At 71.1% G+C, this 20,612-nt stretch carries 16 protein-coding genes and 1 pseudogene; 6 read left to right on the top strand and 11 right to left on the bottom strand.

Features of this window, described 5'->3' with window-relative positions:
• Positions 1-51: 51 nt before the first annotated feature.
• Entirely contained in the window at positions 52-5,508 is a 5,457-nt protein-coding gene (locus A4R44_RS25035) for an RHS repeat-associated core domain-containing protein (protein ID WP_067585505.1), read from the top strand.
• Positions 5,509-5,527: 19 nt separating this feature from the next.
• Here the strand turns inward: A4R44_RS25035 and A4R44_RS25030 are convergent, their stop codons facing one another.
• Positions 5,528-6,424 carry a LysR family transcriptional regulator gene (locus tag A4R44_RS25030; RefSeq protein ID WP_067585502.1) on the bottom strand — a complete coding sequence of 299 codons (897 nt, stop codon included), beginning with the start codon at positions 6,422-6,424 and terminating at the stop codon, positions 5,528-5,530.
• Between the two features lie 97 nt (positions 6,425-6,521).
• Between A4R44_RS25030 and A4R44_RS25025 the strand changes: the two genes are divergently transcribed.
• Positions 6,522-7,364: an oxidoreductase gene (locus A4R44_RS25025; RefSeq protein WP_067585499.1), complete on the top strand. Its 843-nt coding sequence runs from the start codon at positions 6,522-6,524 to the stop codon at positions 7,362-7,364.
• A 93-nt stretch (positions 7,365-7,457) separates the two neighbouring features.
• Here the strand turns inward: A4R44_RS25025 and A4R44_RS25020 are convergent, their stop codons facing one another.
• Positions 7,458-9,272, bottom strand: a complete 1,815-nt coding sequence (locus tag A4R44_RS25020) for a hypothetical protein (protein ID WP_067585496.1) — start codon at positions 9,270-9,272, stop codon at positions 7,458-7,460.
• Between the two features lie 296 nt (positions 9,273-9,568).
• On the opposite strand from A4R44_RS25020, the gene A4R44_RS25015 reads away from it, so the two are divergent.
• On the top strand, positions 9,569-10,345 hold the full coding sequence (locus tag A4R44_RS25015) for a lysozyme (protein ID WP_067585692.1): 777 nt from the start codon (positions 9,569-9,571) through the stop codon (positions 10,343-10,345).
• 46 nt (positions 10,346-10,391) lie between these two features.
• Positions 10,392-10,910 (top strand): hypothetical protein, encoded by a 519-nt coding sequence (locus A4R44_RS25010; protein WP_067585493.1) that lies wholly within the window; start codon positions 10,392-10,394, stop codon positions 10,908-10,910.
• Positions 10,911-11,146: 236 nt separating this feature from the next.
• On the opposite strand, the gene A4R44_RS25000 is transcribed toward A4R44_RS25010, so the two are convergent.
• The 4 genes from A4R44_RS25000 to A4R44_RS24985 all read right to left on the bottom strand — a co-directional run bounded on the left by A4R44_RS25000 (position 11,147) and on the right by A4R44_RS24985 (position 15,211).
• Positions 11,147-11,959 carry an arginase family protein gene (locus A4R44_RS25000; RefSeq protein WP_067585488.1) on the bottom strand — a complete coding sequence of 271 codons (813 nt, stop codon included), beginning with the start codon at positions 11,957-11,959 and terminating at the stop codon, positions 11,147-11,149.
• Entirely contained in the window at positions 11,952-12,653 is a 702-nt protein-coding gene (locus A4R44_RS24995) for a GntR family transcriptional regulator (protein WP_067585485.1), read from the bottom strand. Before A4R44_RS24995 ends, A4R44_RS25000 begins: the two co-directional genes overlap by 8 nt.
• Positions 12,654-12,789: 136 nt before the next feature.
• Positions 12,790-14,292, bottom strand: coding sequence for an FAD-dependent oxidoreductase (locus tag A4R44_RS24990; RefSeq protein WP_067585482.1), 1,503 nt, complete (start codon positions 14,290-14,292; stop codon positions 12,790-12,792).
• Position 14,293: 1 nt separating this feature from the next.
• Positions 14,294-15,211, bottom strand: coding sequence for a diiron oxygenase (locus A4R44_RS24985; protein ID WP_067585480.1), 918 nt, complete (start codon positions 15,209-15,211; stop codon positions 14,294-14,296).
• Positions 15,212-15,404: 193 nt separating this feature from the next.
• Here A4R44_RS24985 and A4R44_RS24980 point away from each other — a divergent pair, with 193 nt between their 5' ends.
• Together A4R44_RS24980 and A4R44_RS24975 are read left to right on the top strand one after the other, a co-directional pair.
• A complete protein-coding gene (locus tag A4R44_RS24980; RefSeq protein WP_067585477.1) occupies positions 15,405-15,980 on the top strand; it encodes a hypothetical protein in 576 nt (191 codons plus the stop codon).
• The gene (locus A4R44_RS24975; RefSeq protein ID WP_067585474.1) at positions 15,977-16,474 is read left to right on the top strand and encodes a GNAT family N-acetyltransferase; all 498 of its coding nucleotides are present in this window, start codon (positions 15,977-15,979) and stop codon (positions 16,472-16,474) included. The genes A4R44_RS24980 and A4R44_RS24975 overlap by 4 nt, the downstream gene beginning before the upstream one ends.
• On the opposite strand, the gene A4R44_RS50720 is transcribed toward A4R44_RS24975, so the two are convergent.
• The 5 genes and pseudogenes from A4R44_RS50720 to A4R44_RS24955 all read right to left on the bottom strand — a co-directional run bounded on the left by A4R44_RS50720 (position 16,466) and on the right by A4R44_RS24955 (position 20,600).
• Positions 16,466-16,822: a hypothetical protein gene (locus A4R44_RS50720; protein ID WP_232791767.1), complete on the bottom strand. Its 357-nt coding sequence runs from the start codon at positions 16,820-16,822 to the stop codon at positions 16,466-16,468. The genes A4R44_RS24975 and A4R44_RS50720 overlap by 9 nt on opposite strands.
• A 103-nt stretch (positions 16,823-16,925) precedes the next feature.
• A pseudogene (locus A4R44_RS50715) lies at positions 16,926-17,447 on the bottom strand (MFS transporter); the annotation flags it as partial.
• A gap of 113 nt (positions 17,448-17,560) precedes the next feature.
• Positions 17,561-18,535, bottom strand: a complete 975-nt coding sequence (locus A4R44_RS24965) for an alpha/beta hydrolase fold domain-containing protein (protein ID WP_067585471.1) — start codon at positions 18,533-18,535, stop codon at positions 17,561-17,563.
• Entirely contained in the window at positions 18,532-19,509 is a 978-nt protein-coding gene (locus A4R44_RS24960) for an alpha/beta hydrolase (protein WP_067585468.1), read from the bottom strand. Before A4R44_RS24960 ends, A4R44_RS24965 begins: the two co-directional genes overlap by 4 nt.
• Positions 19,510-19,634: 125 nt before the next feature.
• Positions 19,635-20,600 (bottom strand): aldo/keto reductase, encoded by a 966-nt coding sequence (locus A4R44_RS24955; protein WP_067585465.1) that lies wholly within the window; start codon positions 20,598-20,600, stop codon positions 19,635-19,637.
• Positions 20,601-20,612 lie beyond the last annotated feature (12 nt).

Genomic DNA, 20,612 nt, shown 5'->3' with positions numbered 1-20,612 from the left:
GGAGCGCGGTAGGTACCGTGATCACCGCAGCTACGGGCAGGGGGAACAAACGTGAGCAATCCATTGGTCGCGCCGGTGAAGGAGACCTCGGCGGTGGCCGGGGTCCCGTTGCTGGAGGACGCCACCGGGCTCAAGGAGGCGATCGAGAGCAAGAACTGGGCCGCGGTCGCGATCGGGGCCGTCGGCACCGCGATCGACGTGCTCACCGCGGTGATGGACCCGTTCGGCGCGATCTTCGCGGCCGGGGTCGGCTGGCTGATGGAGCACGTCGGCCCGCTCAAGGACGCTCTCGACGCGCTCACCGGCAACGCCGACCAGATCAGCTCCCAGGCGCAGACCTGGACCAACGTCGCCAAGGAACTCGAAGGCGTGTCCGGCGAGCTCGGCGAGCTGGTCAAGAAAGACCTCCAGAGCTGGGAGGGCGAGGCCGCCGACAGCTACCGCAAGAAGGCCGAGGACACCTCCGCCCTGATCGCCAGCGCCCAGAAGGGCTCCGAGGGCGCGGCCAGCGGGGTCAAGACCGCGGGCGAGGTGGTCGCGGCAGTGCGGTCGCTGGTGCGCGACACCATCGCCGACCTCGTCGGGCACCTGATCTCGTGGGCGCTGCAGGTGCTGCTCACCGCGGGGATCGGGATGGCCTGGGTCGGCCCGCAGGTCGCCGCGGCCGTCGCGAAGACCGCGTCCCGGATCACCGAGATCACCACCAAGCTGGTCAAGGCCCTCAAGGCGCTCATCCCGCTGCTGAAGAAGGCCGGGACGCTGTTCGAGGACGCGGGCAAGGCGCTGAAGGGCCTCAAGGGCGGCAAAGGCGCCCCGTCGCCGAAGCCCAAGGACATCAACGTCAAAGCCGAGGGCGGCGGCACCCGGTCCCACCCCGGCGGCGGCGAGGGCACGCACACCTCTGGAGCCGAAGGCGGCGGAGGACACCAAGGCAACACCGGAAACACCCACTCCAGCAACGCGGAGGGCAACCAGGGCGGCGGGCACGAAGGCGGCCAAGGCGGCACCGGGCCGCACGAGTCCGGCGGCAACGAGGTGCATACCTCCTCGACGCAGCAGCCGAGGGGCAACCCGAGCGAGAACGCGGCCGAACACCACACGGATCCCCACGAGATCAAGGGCTGCGGCGACCCGATCGACGTCGCCACCGGCGCGGTGTACCTGGTCCAGGAAGACCTGAACCTGCCCGGCGTGCTGCCGCTGACGGTGGAACGCACCCACCGCTCGACCTACCGCTCCGGCGGATTCTTCGGCCCCACCTGGTCCTCGACGCTGGACGAACGCCTGGAGATCGGCGACGAGGGCCTGCACTACGCCGCCCCGAACGGCGTGCTCGTGCGCTTCCCGTTCCCGCGAGGCATCGAGGCCGTCGCCACCGACGACGGGCCCTACCTCGCACTGCGCCGGGTCACCACCGGGTTCATCGTCGGCGACCCGCAGAGCAGCGTCATCCGCCACTTCACCGGCGACCCCGGCGACCGCGTCCTGCGGCTGCACGCGCTGGTCGACAGCTCGGGCAACCGGATCGACTTCCGCTACGAGGACGGCGTGCCGGTCGCCATGGAGCACTCCGGCGGCTACCGCGTGACGATCGAATCGGCGGACGGCCTGGTCACCGCGCTGCGCGTGCCGGACGCGCCGGTGGCGGTCCGGGAGTACCGCTACGACTCCGCCCGGCGGCTGGCCGAGGTCGTCGACGCGGTCGGCACCTCGCACCAGTTCCGCTACGACGCCGACGGCCGGATGGTGCGCTGGGACGACGTCAACGGCCGCTGGTACCGCTACCAGTACGACAGCGACGGCCGGTGCGTGCGCGCGCGGGGCGACGGCGGATACCTCGACACCGAGCTGTCCTACGACCGCGAGAACCTGGTCACCACGGTCACCGACTCGCTCGGCGCGGTCACCCGCTACCAGCTCGACGAGCAGCTCAAGGTCGTCGCCGAGACCGACCCGCTCGGCAACACCTCGACCACCGAGTACGACGAGTTCGGCCGGGTCACCGCCAGGACCGACGCGCTCGGCAACGCCACCCGCTGGGAATTCGACGCGCTCGGCAACGTCGTCGCGGTAATCCGCCCGGACGGCTCCCGGCTGGTCAACGAGTACGACGAGCGGGGCCTGCCGGTCTCCGCCACCGGCCCCGCGGGCGAGGTCTGGCGCTACGAGTACGACGAACAAGGCAGCCTGGTCAAGGAAACCGATCCGGCGGGCGGGGTCACCGCCTATGCCTACGACCCGGACACCGGCGCGGTGGCGACGCGGACCGACGCGCTCGGCGGCGTCACCCGGTTCGAATCCGACGCGGCGGGCCTGCCCACGAAGATCACCGCCCCCGACGGCGCGGTCACTCGCTACTCCTACGACGCGCTCGGCGCCATCACCTCGATCACCGGGCCGACCGGCGCGTCCGTGGAACGGGTGCGCGACGCGGCGGGCAACCTGGTCCAGCAGCGCAACACCGACGGCACGGTCAGCAAGTTCGGCTTCAAAGCGGCGGGCAACGTCGAGGAGTCGGTCGACCCGCGCGGCGGCGTGCACCGCGTCGAGTACGGCGCGTTCGGCCTGCCGCTGTCCGCGCAGGACCCGGACGGCGGCGTCCGGCGGTTCGGCTACGACACCGAACTGCGGCTGACGACAGTGACGAACGAACGCGGCCTGGTCTGGCGCTACGAGTACGACCACGCGGGCCGGGTCGTCGCGGAAACCGACTACAACGGCCGGGTCCTGCGCTACGGCTACGACGCGGCGGGACGGCTCGTGCGCCGGGTCAACGCGGCGGGGCAGGCGATCGACATCGAATACGACGCGCTCGGGCGGCTGGTGCGGCGCACCGCCGCCGACGACGTCGCCGAATTCGCCTACGACCACGACGGCCGGATGGTGCTGGCGCGCAACGGCGAGACCGAGGTCCGGTTCGAGTACGACCCGCTCGGGCAGCTGGTGTCCGAGTCGATCAACGGCCGCGTCGTGCGGTCGGAGTTCGACGCGCTCGGCAGGCGGACCGGCCGCCGCACGCCCACCGGCGCGCAGTCGTCGTTCGGCTACGACTCCGCGGACCGCCCGACCGCGATCACCACCGCGGGCCGCACCCTGCGGTTCGAATACGACGCCGCCGGGCAGGAAACGGCGCGCCGGCTCTTCGCCGGGACCGCGCCGGTGGCGGAGCTGCGGCAGGACTGGACCTCGACCGGAAGGCTGCGCGGGCAGACCGTGCTGCGCGGCGCGGCCACCGTGCAGCAGCGCGACTACCGCTACCTGCCGGACGGCAACCTGTACGCGACCGGCGATCTGCTCGCCGGGCCGCGCGCGTTCGAGGTCAGCTCCGGCGGCCGGGTCAGCGCGGTCAACGGCCCGGACTGGCGGGAGAACTACGGCTACGACGCGGCAGGCGCGATCACCGAAGCGGGCTGGCCGGGCGACCCGGCCGCGGCGGGAGCCCGGACCTACCGCGGCACCCTGATCGAGTCCGCGGGCGAGACCCGCTACACCCACGACGCCGAGGGCCGCGTCGTGACGCGGGAACGCCGCGGGCAGCGGTGGGAATACCAGTGGAACTCGGCGAGCAGGCTGACCGGCGTGCGCACCCCGGACGGCACGGTCTGGCGCTACCGTTACGACGCGCTCGGCAGGCGCGTCGCCAAGCAGCGGCTCGATCCGGCGGGCGCGGTGGCCGAGCAGATCGAATTCGCCTGGGACCACTACCGGCCCGCCGAGCAGGTGCACAGCGCCCCCGGCCGCCCGCAGGTCGCGACGGTGTGGGATTGGCTGCCCGACTCCGACCGGGTGCTCGCGCAGACCGAGCGGAAGCTCGGCGAACGCGTCGACGAACGCTTCCACGCCATCGTCACCGACCTGGTCGGCGCACCCGCCGAACTGGTCGACGGCACCGGCGCGCTCGCCGGGCACCAGCGCACCTCGCTGTGGGGCGCGGTCGTGGCCGAAGGCGGAACCGCGCGCACCCCGCTGCGCTTCCCCGGCCAGTACTACGACCCGGAGACCGGGCTGCACTACAACATGCACCGCTACTACGACCCGGAAACCGGCCGCTACCTCTCGCACGACCCGCTCGGCCTCAGCCCGTCCCCGGATTCGATGGCCTACGTGGACAACCCGACCGCCATGATCGATCCGCTCGGCCTCAGCCCGCTGCCGACCGAGCCGTGCCCCAAGAAGCTGAAGGAAATGGAGGAACAGCAGGCCGGCAACAAGCGCAAACGCGACGACGACGCCACGCCCGACGCGCCCCCGGCCAAGAAGGCGTCCACCGAACCGTCGAATCCGCCCGGCACCTACGGCAACCGCAACCCCGAGGCGGCCCGGATCGGAGAGAACCACGGCTACGAGTTCGACGGACACCTGACCAACCAGCACGAGCACGTCGGCGTCCACCAGGCCGCCGCGGACAACGGCAGCGGCCTGCCGCGGAAGCGTTCCGACGAAACGGACCTCGAGCACGCGGCCTACAGCTACACCGAAAGCCACGACTTCCACCGCAAGCACCCGGGCACCGGGAGCGGCAACCGGATGCACACCTCCGGCTTCACCAGCGGGAAAGCGCACGACGAACACCAGCTGAGCTACGCCTACGCGCAGCGGCGGGCCTACGAGCGCAAGGACACGTCGGATCTGCTGCAGCTCAACCAGATGGGCTACGCGCACATGGACGGCAAGTACACCCGGCCGACCTATCAGGTGCCGGGCCGCCAGCCGCACAACACCTATCTGAGCCCGCAGGAAAAGGTCTACCACGGCGACGACCCGAACCACGTTCACCATCCGGATTTCCACGACCCGAAACACGGCATCCACACCTACGGGAACAAAACCGAACGGGTCCCCGGCGAGCATTACCCGGACGGTTCCGAAGTGCGGCACCGGATCGAGAACACCGACAAGCAACGGGAGGATTCGGCCGCCGCCTACAAACAGCGGGCCGAGGACGCGAAGGCCGAACAGGAACGCCGCGACTACCTCACTGAGCACCGCAGCGAAATCGAAAACGGCAACGACGCCAAGCTCAAAAAGGACCTCAGCGACTTCGACGAGGAGCAGAAGTACCTGCGCGGGTCCAAGGACTCCTACCAGCACATGGTCGACGAGATGTACGGCACCGGCAAGGGCATGCCGTACAACCCCGCTCCGGGCACCAAGGAGTACGACGACATGGTCAAGAACGGGGAGTCCTTCGCGCGCACCGACCCGCTCACCGCGGGCGGCCGGGCCGAGGCGCATCTGGCCTACGAACAGCGTCAGACCGGCCAATACCCGCAGGGAACCGCCGACGAACTGCTCGACAAATGGGGATTCCAAGCCCCGAAGGACAAGAACGACCCGACGTGGCAGCGGTGGCAGAACGGCGATTACGACCCGCCGGAGCTGCGCAAATACGACGGCGAGACACCCATTTCCGCCGAGAAGCGCGCGGAGATGAAGGAAATGGAGGAAAAGGCGCTCGCGCAGCAAATGCGGACCCTGGACCTGGACCGTCGCGAGGGCAGGGGCTGACGCGCTTTCCGGCGCGGGATCAGCCCGCGCCGGAAAGATCCGTCGTCCCGGCCAGGCGGGTCGCCACGTCCAGCAGCGCGGCCGGGCGCGGGCCGTCCGCGCGCCACACGACGACGGTGCGCGCGGATTCGCCCTCCAGCGGCACGAACACCACACCGGTGCGGCGCAGGCTGTGCGCTGATCGCGCCAGCCGCGTCACGCCGACCCCGGCCGCGACCAGCCCCAGCAAGCCCTGCACGGTCGCGGTGCGCTGCACGACGTCCGGAGTGAACCCGGCCGCGGCGAAATCGGCGTCGTACTTGCGGTGCCAGGGATCCCAGGACGCACGCGGCGTCAGCACCCATGGCTCGTCCGCGAGGTCGGCCAAGCGCAGCGCCGAACGGTCGGCCAGGCGATGGCCCGAGGGCAGGACCGCGCAGACCTGCTCGGTCAGCAGGACGTGCGTCGCCAGACCGTCGACCAGCGGCGGACGAGTGAAACCGGCGTCGAAGCGGCCGTCGAGGACACCCTCGACGAGCTCCGCGATCGAGACTTCCGCGGTCGTGACGGTCAGCTCCGGGAGTTGCTCCCGCACCGCGCGCACGACCGGCGGGAGCAGGTAATTCGCGGTGCTGGCAAGGAAAGCCAGCCGCAGCGCGCCGATCTCGCCGCGGACCGCGCGAGCGACCGTCGCCACCGCGGCGTCGGCGCGGGCGAGCACCGCGCGCGCTTCGGGCAGGAAGAGCTCGCCGACCGGGGTGAGCCGGGTGCCACGGGCGTCGCGGTCGAACAGTTTCGCGCCGAGCTGGCGTTCCAGCACGGAAATCTGCTGCGAGAGGGACTGCTGCGCGATGTGCAGGGCCGCTGCCGCGCGCGTGAAGCTCGTCGTCTCGGCGACGGCGAGGAAGTAGCGCAGCTGCCGCAGCTCAGGGGTCACAGGCTGAGACTGTAGCCCGCCAGCGAACCGGTGTTGGCGGACCCCGGCAGGCGCGCGCCACGATCGGAGCCGGAAGAACCACTGGAGGGACTGCTCAATGACCAAGGAAACCGACGGCCGCGTCTGGCTGATCACCGGGTGCTCAAGCGGCTTCGGCCGCGAACTCGCCCGGGCCGCGCTGGCGGCGGGGGACCGGGTCCTCGCGACCGCCCGCACACCGGAGACGCTCGACGACCTCGTCGCGTCAGGCGGGGACCGGGTGCGCACCGCCGCGCTGGACGTCACCGACCCGGCCCGGATCGACGCCGCGGTGCGGACCGCGCTGGACGAGTTCGGCCGGATCGACGTGCTGGTCAACAACGCCGGCCACGGCACGGTCGGCGCGGTGGAGGAACTGACGCTGCCCGACCTGCGCGCGGTGCTGGAGGTGATGTTCTTCGGCGCGGTCGCGATGACCAAGGCCGTCGTCCCGCTGCTGCGGGAACAGCGGAGCGGCACGATCGTGCAGATGAGCTCGATGGGCGGACTGCTCGCGCCGCCCGCGTTCGGGGCCTACTGCGCGGCGAAATTCGCCCTGGAGGGCCTGTCCGAGGCGCTCGCGGCGGAGGTCGCGCCGCTCGGGGTCAAGGTGCTTATCGTGGAGCCGGGCGCGTTCCGGACGTCGTTCGGCGGCACGGCGATGCACCGCTCCGGCAAGATCGACGCCTACACCGAATCGACCGCGGCCACCCGCGCCGCGATCGAGGGGATGGACGGAACGCAACCCGGCGATCCGGCGAAGGCAGCGGAGGCGATCCTGCGCGCGGTGGACGCGCCCGACGCGCCGCTGCGGCTCGCGCTCGGCGGCGACGCGGTGGACGCGATCCGCGGCAAAATCGCCGCGCTGACCCAGGATCTCGACTCCTGGGAGAAGGTCAGCCGGGCCACCGCGCTGGACTGAGGCGCGGGGTCCCGGTCGGTGAAGGGCTCCTTGAGGGAATCAGGCTCCCTCAAGGAGCCCTTCACGGACGTGGGGACCCGGTGCCAGACCGGGCTACGGATAGTTCGGGACGTTGACCGGTTTGGTGCCGTCCGGGGTCACGTCGCCCGTGTCGTTCACGACGTGGGTGATCGTGCCGCGGTGGTTCAGCGACACCGTGAGCAGGCTGTGCAGCTTCACCCCGCCGTTGTCCGGCACTTCGAACGCGTGGTAGCTCGAAACCGCCGGGTTGGTGTCGAAGAAGCAGTAGCTGCCCAAGCCCCACGCTTCGTGCGACTTCACGTCCGGGCCGACCTTGTACGCGGCGTACCCGGCGGTGCCGGGCGCGGAATTCCACGAGCCCTGGTCCGGGACGTCGTAGGGCATTTCGTTCTGGAAGAAGATCGTCTTCCCGTCCTGGCCGTTCCACACGACCTGGAACTTCTGGTAATGCTCCACGAACAGCCCGGTCGCGGTCACGTTGTCGCCGTTGACGAGCACGCCGGTGTCGGCGGTGTTCGTGGTCCAGCCGACGGTGCCGCTGTTGCCGTGGTCGGCGCGCCACGCCCAGACGTGGTCGACGATCGTGTCGTCGCTGTTCACCGCCAGGCTGGTGGTCGCCTTGCCGGCCAGATCGCCGCCGACGCGGAAGAAGACGTCCTGCAGCGACGTCGGATTCGCCGCGTGGCTCGTGTGCTTGCCGCTTTCGCCGACGGTCAGCAGCGCCTGCGAATTCTGGGTTCCCGCGTCGAACAGCAGGCCCTTCACCCGCACACCGTCCACATCGGACACGTGCATCGCGTCGACGCCGTTGTCCGGGATCAGCGTCGGATAGCCGATGCCGAGCACCGTCGTGCCCGGCCGGGTCACGTTCAGCGTCTGGTCGAGGTGGTAGGCGCCAGGGGTGAAGAACAGGTTGCAGCCGGAGTCGAGGGAGCTGTTGATGCTCTCCGCGGTGTCGCCGGGCTTCACGACGCGGAACTGGCTCATCGGGAGGGAATCGCCGGGGGTGCCGCCGTTCGCCCAGCTCGGCCCGGAAGCGTTCGTGCGCAGGGACGGCAGGAAGACGCGGTAGTTGCCGCCGTCGTCCACGTACAGGTACGGCACGTCGCGCGACACCGGTGTGGAGTCGAGCGTCGTTTCCGGCGGGTTCGGGAACGAATTGGCCGGCGCGCCAGTGGTCCCGGAGAAGACCATGTTCCACACGCCGCCGTCCCAGCTGCCCAGCGCCGAATCCCGCGTGTACCACTGCTGCTGCGAGACGGACGCGGCCTGCCCGGACACGCGGGTGTCGGCGACGTAGCCGCCGCTCGCGTAGCCGTAGCTGGCGGGGAACAGCTGCAGTCCGCCCTTGATGTCCATCCGGCGGAACGGCGCGGCCTGCGACACCGCCCACCGGTCGCTGCCGTTGGAGGGCGTGACGGCCATGTTCTCCGCCGAACGCCAGAAGTTCTGCAAGGCGGAACCCTGGTCCGACTCGTTGAAGGCGTCCACGGTGATGTCGCCGTTGATCTGGACGTCGTCCGGGTTCTGCCCGAGCCCGGCGACGGAGGTGTAGAAGCCGACGTTGTCGTGCACCGCGTAGGAGCCCGGTTTGAACAGGTGCGCGACGCGGCCCGAGCCGAACTGCGCGGCCTGCGTGTCCTTCTGCGCCTCGAAGTCCTTGTCCAGCTGAGCCTGGATCGTCGAGGAGGGCATTCCCGGGTCGAAAATGTGCACGTTCGGCCCGAAGTCCGGCTGATCGGACTGGCCGGTGCAGCCCGCCTGCGCGGACGCTGGGGCCGCGGCGGCGGGCACGGCGAGCCCGGCCGCGGCGAGCAGGGCCAGCGCGATCAATGCGGGTCCGCGGGATCGGGACGGCCGCCCGGGTGGTCGATGAGTCCGGTTCACGTGGGGACACCTCCGCCGGTAGGGAATTTGCCAACTAGTTTGTGGTCGGCCACAACAAATTAAACGCCCAGCTCGGCGGTGCCGGTCACAAATCGGTCACGGTTGTCTGGACCACCTGGGCGATTCCGGCTATCGGAAACCTGTTCACGTCCGGGTGACGCAGCCAGCCTCGCGCCGCGTTGTGCCCCACGATGGGCCCTGGACCTGCCGCCGTGGAGATCGGAGTCTCGGTGACCCGGACAGCAACGGACAACCCCTGGCGGCTCGGCTTGGCCGCCGTCGGGTCGGCAGTGGCGATGGCATGCGGCGTCGCCACTGCCGGACCGGCCGCCGCCGCGGACTACTCGAAGGCCGGCGAGAACGTTGCCGGTTCACAGATTCTGCGGCACGAGGGCGTGCAAAGCGGGAGCCCGCGGCTCGACCCGGCGACCGGGCAGACCCTCGGCCACGACGTCAGCGGGCACCAGGGCGCGGTCGACTGGGGCCAGGCCGCCGGCGCGGGCGCCCGGTTCGCCTACGTCAAAGCGACCGAGGGCACCGGATTCGTGAGCCCGCAGTTCGACCAGCAATACAACGGCGCGCGCAGCGCCGGCCTGATCCGCGGCGCCTACCATTTCGCCCGCCCGGACGTCTCCAGCGGCGCTCAGCAAGCCGACTACTTCATCGCCCACGGCGGCGCGTGGCGCGGCGATGGCAAGACGCTGCCGGGCGCGCTGGACATCGAGTACAACCCGTACGGCGACGCCTGCTACGGCAAAAGCCAGGCCGACATGACCGCGTGGATCGCCGACTTCACCCACCGGTACCTGGCGAAACAACGCCGCAGCGCGATCATCTACACCTCGACGTCCTGGTGGAAGCAGTGCACCGGCAACGCGGGCGGGTTCGGCGACACCAACCCGCTGTGGCTCGCCCGGTACGCCCCGCAGATCGGCGAACTCCCGGCGGGCTGGGACAAGCAGAGCATCTGGCAGTTCTCGCGCACCGGCAGCCTGCCCGGCGACCAGAACTACTACAACGGCCCGATGAACCGCGTGGAGGCGCTCGCCAGGGGAGGCGGATCGTCGGCGTGATCGCCTGAAAGCCGTACCGGGGGTCCGGTCGCAGCTGGATCACCGGGTGACTTTCGCGATCGGACTCTTCGACCTCTTCGCCTACGCGATCCCGGGCGCCCTGCACCTGGCGGTCCTGGCCTACCTCGCCGGAGCGCCGCACTGGATCGACCTCGCCGCCGTCTCGCGCGGACCGGGCGTGGTGCTGGTGATCGGGGTCGTGGTGGCGAGCTATCTGCTCGGATACCTGGCGTACCCGATGGGCGCGCGGGCGGGACGGTGGCTGCCGCGGCGGCGGAAGCGGAACGCGAGGGAGGAGTTCCTGCGCCGGAACCCGTCCGCACGCGGCCAAGCGTTCGTCGAGGCGGATTCGTTCCTGCTGCTTTCGGCCCTGCGACTGCACGACGCCGGTGCGGCTCTGGAGGCGACCCGGCTGCGCACCGCCGGGCTGATGCTGCGCAATTCCAGCCCGGCGCTCGCGGTGGCGTTCCCGGCGCTGGTCGCACAGGGCCGGCTGATGTCGCACTGGGCGAGCGTGAAGACGCTGGAGCTCAGTTTTTGGGTGCCGGAGGTGGAGCGACCCTGATGCGTTCGACGAGTGCGGGGCCGCCGAAGACGGTCACGCCCGCGATACCGTGCCGGCGGACGTCGAGGACCGCGCAGCCGAACGGCTCTCCGTGCCGGCTAACGACGGCCGCGGGCTGACCGTCGACGACCATCCGGTACATCCGCCAGCCGCCTGGGTCGCGACGCGGCGCAGCCAGGCGCGGACTGAGGACCGCTCCTCGAATCGGTTCCTTGGTTCCCGCTGGTCTCGGCTGGTCAGCTGATGACGGCTTCGTGCCAAGCGACGTTGGCGCCGAGTGCGGCGGTGAGACGGGCGATGGTCTGTCGGGTGCTGTGGTCGTTGACGTGCTCGGGCAGCCAGGCGCAGGCGAGGTAAGCGCCGGCGACGTCGGCGGCGGCGCAAGCGGCGGCGAGGCATTCTTCGATCCGGGCGAGGGAAGGGCCGGGGCCGGACGGGAAGCGCGCGCCGGGCAGTTCGGCGCTGTCGATGACGTCGATGTCGAGGTGGAGGTAGACGGGGACCGGGCCGAGCCGGTCGAGGGCGGTGGTGATGGCGGCGGGGTCGGCGGGCACGCGGCGGACTCGGCTGGCGGCGAGGGCGTCGTGTTCGGCGGGGTCGAGGTCGCGGGAGCCGGCGAGCACGACGCTGGTGTCGGGGACCGGACGCAGGCCGAGCGGGTCGTCGAACAGGCCCGCGGTGCGGCCGGTGAGCATGGCCAGTGCCATGCCGCCGAGATAGCCGCTGGTGGAGATCGCGGGGGTGTTGCAGTCGCCGTGCGCGTCGAGCCACAGCACGGCGAGGTCGCGGTGGCGTCGCTGCAGCGCGGCCACGGCGGCGCGGCTGGTGGGGCAGTCGCCGGAGAGCACGAGGGGCTTGGCGGCGCGGGCCACCGCGTCGGCTGTCGCCTGGTGCAGCAGGTTCATCCGGACGGGGACGGGGGCCGAGGGCAGGACCGGCGGGACGACCTGGGCCGCGGCGGCGGGTACGGGGAACTCCGGGAGGCGCTGGTCGAGATGCCAGGGCGTGACGATCAGGTCCCACGGGCCGTCGGGGCGGTGGTCAGCCACGAGATTTCTCGCTTTCGTCGTGGTCGGCGAGCAGGTCGAGCAGCCGTCCCAGTTCGGCGGCGCCGGCTCGCAGGTGTGCGGTGATTTCGGCGCTGGCTTCGCTCGGGCTGCCGTGCAGGGCGTCCAGCAGCCGGCGGTGGTCGTCGGTGGTGCGGCCGAGCTCGCGGCGGGAGCGTTCGGCCAGTGCGAGGGCGAGGCGTTGTTCTTGCTGGAGCTGCGCGTGGAAGCGGCGCAGCCGGGGGCTGCCGGTGGCGGTGACGAGCGTGGCGTGGAAGAGGCGGTCGCTGTCCAGAGCGGTGGCGGTGTCGTCCTGGTCGAAGGCGTGTTCGATCCGGTCGACCAGGTCGGCCAGCTTCCGGTAGATCGCCGGGTCGCGGTGCTCGGTGAGGGCGTCGGCGGCGGTGAGTTCGACGGAGATGCGGGCGGCGTAGATGTCGGCGACGTCCGGGCCGGTGACGTCCGCGACGACGATGCCGCGGTTCATCTGATACCGGACCAGTCCTTCGCTTTCTAGGGTCCGCGCGGCCTCGCGGAGGGTGCCGCGGGAGACCCCGAGTTCGGCGGCGAGCGCGGTCTCGCGCAACGGAGTGCCCGGCGGCAGCCGGACGGACAGGATCGCCTGCCGGACGGCTTCGGCCGCCTGCTCGGCGGTGCTGCGCCGCTGGATGCCCGCCCCCAGGCCGTCGATCGTCATCAGTCCTCCAGTGCCGCGCTCGTTTGAGCTGACCGTGTGGGCTAGATTGCCAGATTGTCCGACAATTGGGCAAGACTTGGGGGCAGGCGAAAAGTCCCGGCCGCGAACCGCGGCCGGGACTCCGGAATGAACTGCCTCAGCGACCCCGGAACCGAGCCGCCAGCGCGGCGATCGGCGACCGCCGGCCTCGCAGGGGAACCTCGCCGGAGGTGATGTCCGCCAGCAGCGTCGCTACGGTTTCCTTCGCGCACGTCCGGTTCGCGCCGATTCCGCCCGACGGGCCGCGCTTGATCCAGCCCACCACGTACGCACCGGTCCGGCCCTCGACCCGGCCCGCGGTGTTCGGGATCGTTCCGGCGGCGTCGTCGAAGGGGAGCCCGGGCACCGGGCGGCCGCGGTAGCCCACCGCGCGCACCACCTGGCCGGCGGCGATCTCGACCGGTCCGGAAGGCGCGCCGACGCGCAGTCCGCGCACCTGACGGTCGCCGGTGATCTCCGCCGGGGCCGAGTGGAACCGCAACACGATCCGGCGGGGACCGTCCGCGGGAGGGGCGGTCCAGTCGACCGTTTCCCGGGCCAGGTCCTTCAGCAGCGCGGCTTTTCCGGTGCCCGCGTCGATCGCCGCCGCGGTGCGCGGGTCTTCGGTGTCGACTACGAGCGGCACATTCGCCCGCTGCGCCAGCGCGATCAGCTCGGGCGAGGTGTAGGCGGCGTCTTCCGGGCCGCGCCGGGCCAGCAGCACTACCTCGCGGACCTTGCTGGAGCGCAACCGTTCCAGCGCGTGCGGGGCGATGGTCGTGCCGTCGAGATCGTCCGGGTCGGCGGTGAGGATCCGGGCGACGTCCAGCGCGACGTTGCCGGTGCCGATCAGCACGACTCGCTCCGCGGAGAGGTCGACCGCGTGCGCGGGGACGTCCGGGTGGCCGTTGTACCAGGCGACGACCGTCGTCGCGGCGAGGCTGCCGGGCAGGTCCTCGCCGGAGAGGCCGAGGGTGCGTGCGGAAGAAGCGCCGACCGCGTAGATCACCGCGTCGTGCCGCTCGGCCAGCTCGTCCACCGTCACGTGACGGCCGACCTCGACGCCGAGCTTCAGCTTCAGCCGCGGGTGGTGGTGGAACCGCGAGAACGCCTCGCCGATCCGCTTGGTGTCCGGGTGGTCCGGGGCGACGCCGAAGCGCACCAGACCGCCCGCGACCGGCAGCCGGTCGATCAGCGTGACGCGCGCGTTGGTGTGCAGCAACAGGTCTTCCACCGCGTACATCCCGGCCGGGCCGGTGCCGACGACGGCCACGTCCGCGGGCTCGAGGTCGCTCGGGATGTCCCGGTCGAACGTCGGCGGGCCCCAGCGGTGGAAGTTCGGCGCCGGGTTCGCGGCGACCGGCGGGCGGTCGGCGAAGAAGTCCGCGTTGATCCCCGCGTAGACCTTCATCGAGTCGGTCAGCAGGTCCACCGGGAAGATCGCGTCGACCGGGCACGCGTCGGCGCACGCGCCGCAGTCGATGCAGGACGTCGGGTCGACGTAGAGCATCTCGGTGGTGCCGAAGTCCGGCTCGTCCGGCGTCGGGTGGATGCAGTTGACCGGGCAGACCGACACGCACGTCGCGTCGTTGCAACAGGTCTGGGTGATCGCGAAGGCCATGTCAGATCAGATTCGCCCGCTTGTAGAACACCAGCGCCGGCTTCGTGAGCAGCCCGCAGGAGCCGAGGAACTCCATCAGCCCGGCACAGCTGGAGCGCATCATCGACTTGTGGTGCTCGTTGGCCTTCGCCTCGCGCAGCGCGCGCTCGGCGTCCAGCCCGGCGTTCTTGTACACGTCGCGGTTGACCATGCTGCTGACGATGAAGTACGACGCGATCGCGATGACCAGCGCGTTGAACTGGCGGCGCAGCGCTCCCGCGCCCTCCAGCTGCTCGCGCGTCTCCTCGCGGGCGAACTTCATGTGCCGCGACTCTTCGACGACGTGGATGTTGTTGATAGTGCGCACGAACGGGACCACGCGCTCGTCGCGCATCCAGTCGCGCTGCATCACGTCGAGGACCTCTTCGGCGACCAGGATCGCCGCGTACGCCGCTTCGCCGCCGGCGACCGCCTTGAAGACGCGGCCCAGTTCGACGGCGAGCTTGCGCGGCCGGTACGGGGGAGCGCCGAGCTTCTGCGCGCCGCGGGCGAACATGATCGAGTGGCGGCATTCGTCGGCGATCTCGGTGAGCGCCCACTGGAACGCCGGGTCGGTCGGGTCCTTGGCGTAGAAATCGCGCAGCACCATCTGCTGCAGGATCATCTCGAACCAGATCCCGGTGCTGGCGACCGACGCCGCCTCCTGGCGGGTCAGCTCCTTCTGCTGCTCCGGGGTCATCTCGGCCCAGTAGCTCGTGCCGTAGAGCGTGCTCCACTCCGGGCTGGCCCCGTGGAAGTCCTTGTCCAGCGGGGTTTCCCAGTCGACCTCGGTGGCCGGGTCGTAGGACAGGGTCGCGGAGGAGTCGAGCAGCCGCTGCGCGGTCTCGTGCCGGCCGGACGGGGCCGCTTCCGGTGCTCGCTGCACGTCTGCGCTGGTCATTCGGTCCTCCCTGAGCGACATTGATTAGGCGTTACCGCGATTCACTGTTACCTAAGGTAACACCTAACTGGCCGTATCGCGAGGGGCACCGGCGAACCGCGTGTCGTCCGTTCGGGCAATCGGGCCGGGGAGGGGCCGCCGACCTGGCAGGATGACCCGCGAATGTCTTCCTGACCTCGGAGGAACCGCCGTCGTGACGCAACCGCCGCAGCCTTACCCCGGCATGGAGCCGCAGCAGTACTCGCCGCTGCCTCCTGCTTACGGAGGACAGCCCGCTCACAGCGGCCAGTTCCCGGCGCAGCCGCCGCCGACCGCGTACTTCGGGGCTACTGCCATTGCCGCGGCGACGCTGGCCTCGGTCATCGGACTGGTGGGCACGATCGGCTTCGTCGTGGCGGTGATCCGGATGGTCGGCCATCCGTCCTCGGGCAGGCTGCTTTCCAGCGGTATCGCCGGCGTGGTGGACCTGGCGATCGCGGCACTGACCGTCGCCGGCGCGATCGGGCTGTTCAGGCGCTCCCCGGCGGGCCGGATCTGCGTGCTCGCCGGCGGCGGCCTGGCAGTGCTGGACATCGTCGTCTTCATGATCGTCGGCCTCGGCTCCAGTTTCGTCCGGAGGAGCGCGCCGCCGACCCTGCAGATGACCTTCCCGAGCGGGTTCCTGTGGCTGATCGTCCCGGTGGCCGCCCTCGTGCTGGCAGCGCATCGGGCGACCGGCGCGTGGCTGCTGCGCAAAACCCGGCCGGCGCCGTACCACCCCGGCTGGTGACCGGCCGCGAGGAGATCCTCCGCACGTCTCGGCTGCGGCTGACGACCTGGCTGCCCGAGGATCTGGACGATCTCGCCGCACTGCACGCCGATCGCGAAGTCATGCAGCACATGACGAGCGGCCCGCAGACCCGCGAGGCGACCCGGGAACGGCTGGAGCGGTTCATCGCCGAGCACCGGACGCGAGGCTGGTCGAAGTGGCGGATCGAAGGCGCGCCGGGATTTCTCGGCCGGGCCGGGTTCGGCCTCGCCCATCGCAGCGGGCACCGGGAAGTCGGCTACCTGCTGGCCCGCGCGGCGTGGGGCGCTGGTCTGGCGACGGAGCTGACGCGGGCGCTCCGGCAGTGGCACGACGACCACCCGGAGCCCGCTCTCGCACCCGGGCTGCGGGCGTATGTGCTGCCCGGAAACGCGGCCAGCTGCCGGGTGCTGGAGAAGGCGGGGTTCCGGGCGGTCGGCGAGGAGGACGGCCAGCTCGTGTTCGAGTCAGGCTGATCGGCGCAGCCGGGGCAGCACCGCCAGCCACAGCAGCACGGTCGCGACGCCGTACGCCGCAGTCATGGTCAGGCTCATCGACAGCGGCGTGGTCCCGCCCAGCGACACCAGCGGCGCGACGACCGGCCCGATCGCGAACGACGAGGTTCCGAGCAGCGCCGCCGCCGTTCCGGCTCGTTTGCCGTGGTTGGCGAGGGCGAGCGCGTTGCCGTTCGCCTGTGTGGTTCCGCCCGCGAACATCAACAGCGCCAACGGAATCAGCAGCGCCGCCAGCCCGGCCCCGAACAGCACCGCGCCCGACATCGCCACAGCTGCCGCCGCGGTGAACGTCGTGCCCAGCACGTACATCCGGACCGGTCCCGCACGCCGTACCGCCGCGCGGTTCACCTGTGCTCACCAGCAGGAAACCCAAGAACAGCGGGTCTTTCAGCAATATCCGGAACTCGCCGCCGCCCTGGCGCGGATGTCGTGCCTCGGGTGGCAGGCTCTCCGGCAGCGCGGTCGCGGCGACGATCAGCAGCGCCGCCCCGATCCCGGCCAGGACGCCGAAGATGCCGCGCCACCCGATGACGGCCGCCAGCTGGCCGCCGATCACCGGAGCGACGATCGGCGCCAGCGCCCCGACGGTGGTCAGCAAGGCCAGCAGGCGCACCAGTTCGACGCCCTCGGCGAGATCTCGCGCGACAGCCAGCGACAGCACGATTCCGGCCGAGCCGCACAGTCCCTGGAGGAACCTCGCCGCGAGCAGCACCTCGATCGACGGCGCGAACGCGCACACCACGGACAGCACGGCGAACAGCCCGGTCCCGGCCAGCAGCGGACGCCGCCTGCCGAACCGGTCGCTCAGCGGGCCCACGACCAGCTGGCCGAAGGCGAGTCCGAGCATGCAGGCAGACATGGTCGCCTGCGCGAGGCTCTGCCCGGCGTCGAGGTCGTCGGCGAGCTGGGGGAGTGCTGGCAGGTACAGGTCCATGGAGATCGGGCCGAAGACCTCCAGCAGCCCCAGCACGACTGCCATCCGGAGCGCGCCTGGACGTTTGTTCGGCAACACCGGCTCGACCAGGTCTGCTTCGGTCTGGAGTCGCTTCATCCGGCGCGCAGGATCCGGCGCAGCCACGAAAGCCGGGTCGCGACCGCGGAGCGGGAGACTTCCGCGTCGGGGGAGAAACCGGCGAAACCGTGGTAGCCGCCCGCCCAGACGTGCAGTTCCGCCTGCCCGCCGGTAGCCCAGATCCGCAGGGCGTACTCGGTGGTCTCGTCGCGGAAGATCTCCGCGGCTCCGACGTCCAGGTACGCGGGCGGGAGGCCGGACAGATCGGTCATCCGGGCCGGGACCGCGTACGGCGACGCCGCGTCGGTGCCGCGCGCCGGGCCGAGCAGCGCATCCCAGCCGGTGTCGTTGTTGTTGCGGTCCCAGGCGCCGATTCCGTTGTACTGCCGGGTCGACACGGACTCGTTGCGGTCGTCGAGCATCGGGCACGCCAGCAGCTGCCCGGCGAGGGCTGGGCCGTTGCGGTCCCGGGCCAGCAGGGCGACGCCCGCGGCCAGGCCGCCGCCCGCGCTGGCGCCGGTGACGACGATGCGCGCCGGGTCGATGCCGAGTTCGCCGGCGTGCTCGACTGTCCACACCAGACCGGCGTAGCAGTCCTCGACGGCGGCGGGGGCCGGGTTTTCCGGAGCCAGCCGGTATTCCACCGAGATGCCGACCGCGCCGAACAGCAGGACGTCGTCGATCAGGCCGTCGAGACCGAAGAACCGGTTGCCCAGCACCATTCCGCCGCCGTGGATGCTGTACAGGGCGGGCGCGCCGGCGGCACCCGCGGCGGGGCGGACGACGGTGAGCACGATGTCCGGTGCGCCCTCGGGGCCGGGGACGGTGTGCTCGGTCAGTTCGACCGGGCGGTCGCCGGCGATCTGCTCGGCGGGCGGGATGATCGTCGCGAAATGCGCGCGGTTGGCCAGGATCGTGTCGGCGCGCAGCGGGATTCGCTCGACCAGGTCGAGGAACGCGGCGAGGCCGGGCTCCAGTTCCGGGTCGTAGGGCACCGGAGGGACGCTCATCGGCCTGCCTTCCCGAAGATCCGGCGCAGCCAGGAGTTCCGGGTTTCGAGGGCGGCCTTGCTGATCGGCCAGTCCGGGACGTACATGTCGAATCCGTGGAAGGCTCCCGCCCACACGTGCAGTTCGGCCTGTCCGCCGGTCGCCCAGATGCGCAGTGCGTAGTCGGTGTCCTCGTCGCGGAACGGTTCCGCGCTGCCGACCTCGATGAACGCCGGGGGCAGGCCGGACAGGTCGACCGCGCGGGCCGGGGCGGCGTAGGGGGAGACGTCGACGGCGCCGACCGCGTCGCCCAGCAGAGACTGCCAGCCTGCGAGGTTGGATTCCCGCGTCCACGTGCCCAGGCCGGGGTACTGCTGGCTCGCGACGGTCGTGTTGCGGTCGTCGATCATCGGGCACAGCAGCAGCTGGCCCGCGATGGCGGGGCCCTTCCGGTCGCGGGCGAGCAACGAGACTGCCGCGGCGAGACCGCCGCCCGCGCTGCCGCCCATCACCACGACGCGCGCCGGGTCGATGCCGAGTTCGTCGGCGTGCTCGACTGTCCACACGAGACCGGCGTAGCAGTCCTCGACCGGCGCGGGGTGCGGATGCTCGGGCGCGAGCCGGTATTCGACGTTCACCGCGACGACGTTCAAATCCAGCACCAGTGCCAGCAACCGGCCCACGTCCATGTTGCGGTGGCCGACCATCATGCCGCCGCCGTGGATGTTGTAGAGGACGGGAAGCACGCCGTCGCTTTCGTGCGGGGACAGGATGGTGATTTCCAGGTCCGGCGCGCCGTCCGGGCCGGGGATCCGCTGCTCGACGACGGTCACCGGAGCGTCGCCGACGGCTTCCGCGGCGGGCGGGAACATCTCGGCCATCGCGCGGCGCAGGCCGGGGATTGTCTCGCGGGTGAACGGCGGCGCGTCGGCCGGGACGATCTCGGCGAGCGCGGGCTCGATCTCCGGGTCGAACGGGACGGGGGGATAGGTCAAGGCAGCCTCCTCGGGCAGGGCGGGCGAGTTCTGCGGCGGCGCGGGCGGTGCCAGGTGCGGTACGTGAGGGGGACCCTGACGGAATCAGATTCCCTCAGGGTTCCTCTCACGTCCGTAAACGGGGCTCAGGGACCTTCGGGGTCGACGGCGTCGCGGTCGGCCCAGAACGGCTCCGCCAGCGCACGGATCCGCTCGGCCCCGACCTTCTCGACCAGTTCGACCGCGGCGAGGTTGTCCTCCAGCTGCTCCATCCGGGTCGCGCCGAAGAGCGTCGTGACGTTCGCCGGATGCGTCAGCGTGAACGCGACCGCGAGCCGCGCCGCGCTCGTGCCGAGTTCCTGCGCGGCCTGCACGACCTTGGGGGCGTCGCGGGTGATCCGCTTCCGGACGTCGCCGGGGTCGCGGCCGATCTCGCGGGTCAGCTTGGTGCGCCCGGCGAGGATGCCGCCTTCGAGGACGTCCGAGGCCTGCATGACGAAACCGTCGGCGAACAGCCGGGCGAACGGCTCGCCGTCCGGAATGGACCGGCGGCCGATGCTGTACTTCAGCTGCGCGATCTGCGGACCCGGCACTTGCAGCGCTTCGGCGATTTCGCGCAGCCGCGCGATGTTCCCGGCCGACCAGTTGTTGACGCCCCACGCCCGGATCAGCCCGGAGCGGGTGAGCCCGGCGAGGTCCTCGACCAGGTCCTCCAGCGCGACGTCGTCGCGGCGCAGGTCGCCGAGGATCACCAGATCCGCGACGTCGAAACCGCCGCGCAGGAACGCGTTTTCCAGTTGTGGCCGGAATCCCCGGTCGCCGAAGCCCTCGATCCACAGCTTCGCCGAGACCAGGTAGTCCTCGCGCCGGATGCGGGCGGCGCGGATGATCGCGCTCCAGAGAACGTCGGTGAAGACCGGCGGGTGGCCGGGCATGCCGTAGACGCCGACATCGAACAGGTTCACGCCGGCCTCGACCGCGGCGCGGACCATCGCGACGGCGTCGGCGAAGTCCATCCGGTCGTAGGTATGCCACGAACCGAGCGACAGCAGCGAAACGTCCAAACCGGACTTGCCGACCTTGCGGCGGGGCAGGGGCGAGGATGCGGACACGAGACCTCCTTG

The organism is Amycolatopsis sp. M39 (assembly GCF_001651785.1).
GTDB classification, from domain to species: Bacteria; Actinomycetota; Actinomycetes; order Mycobacteriales; family Pseudonocardiaceae; genus Amycolatopsis; species Amycolatopsis rubida.
The sequence above is the reverse complement of the archived record's forward strand: the minus strand, read 5'-3'. Positions and strand labels throughout refer to the sequence as shown.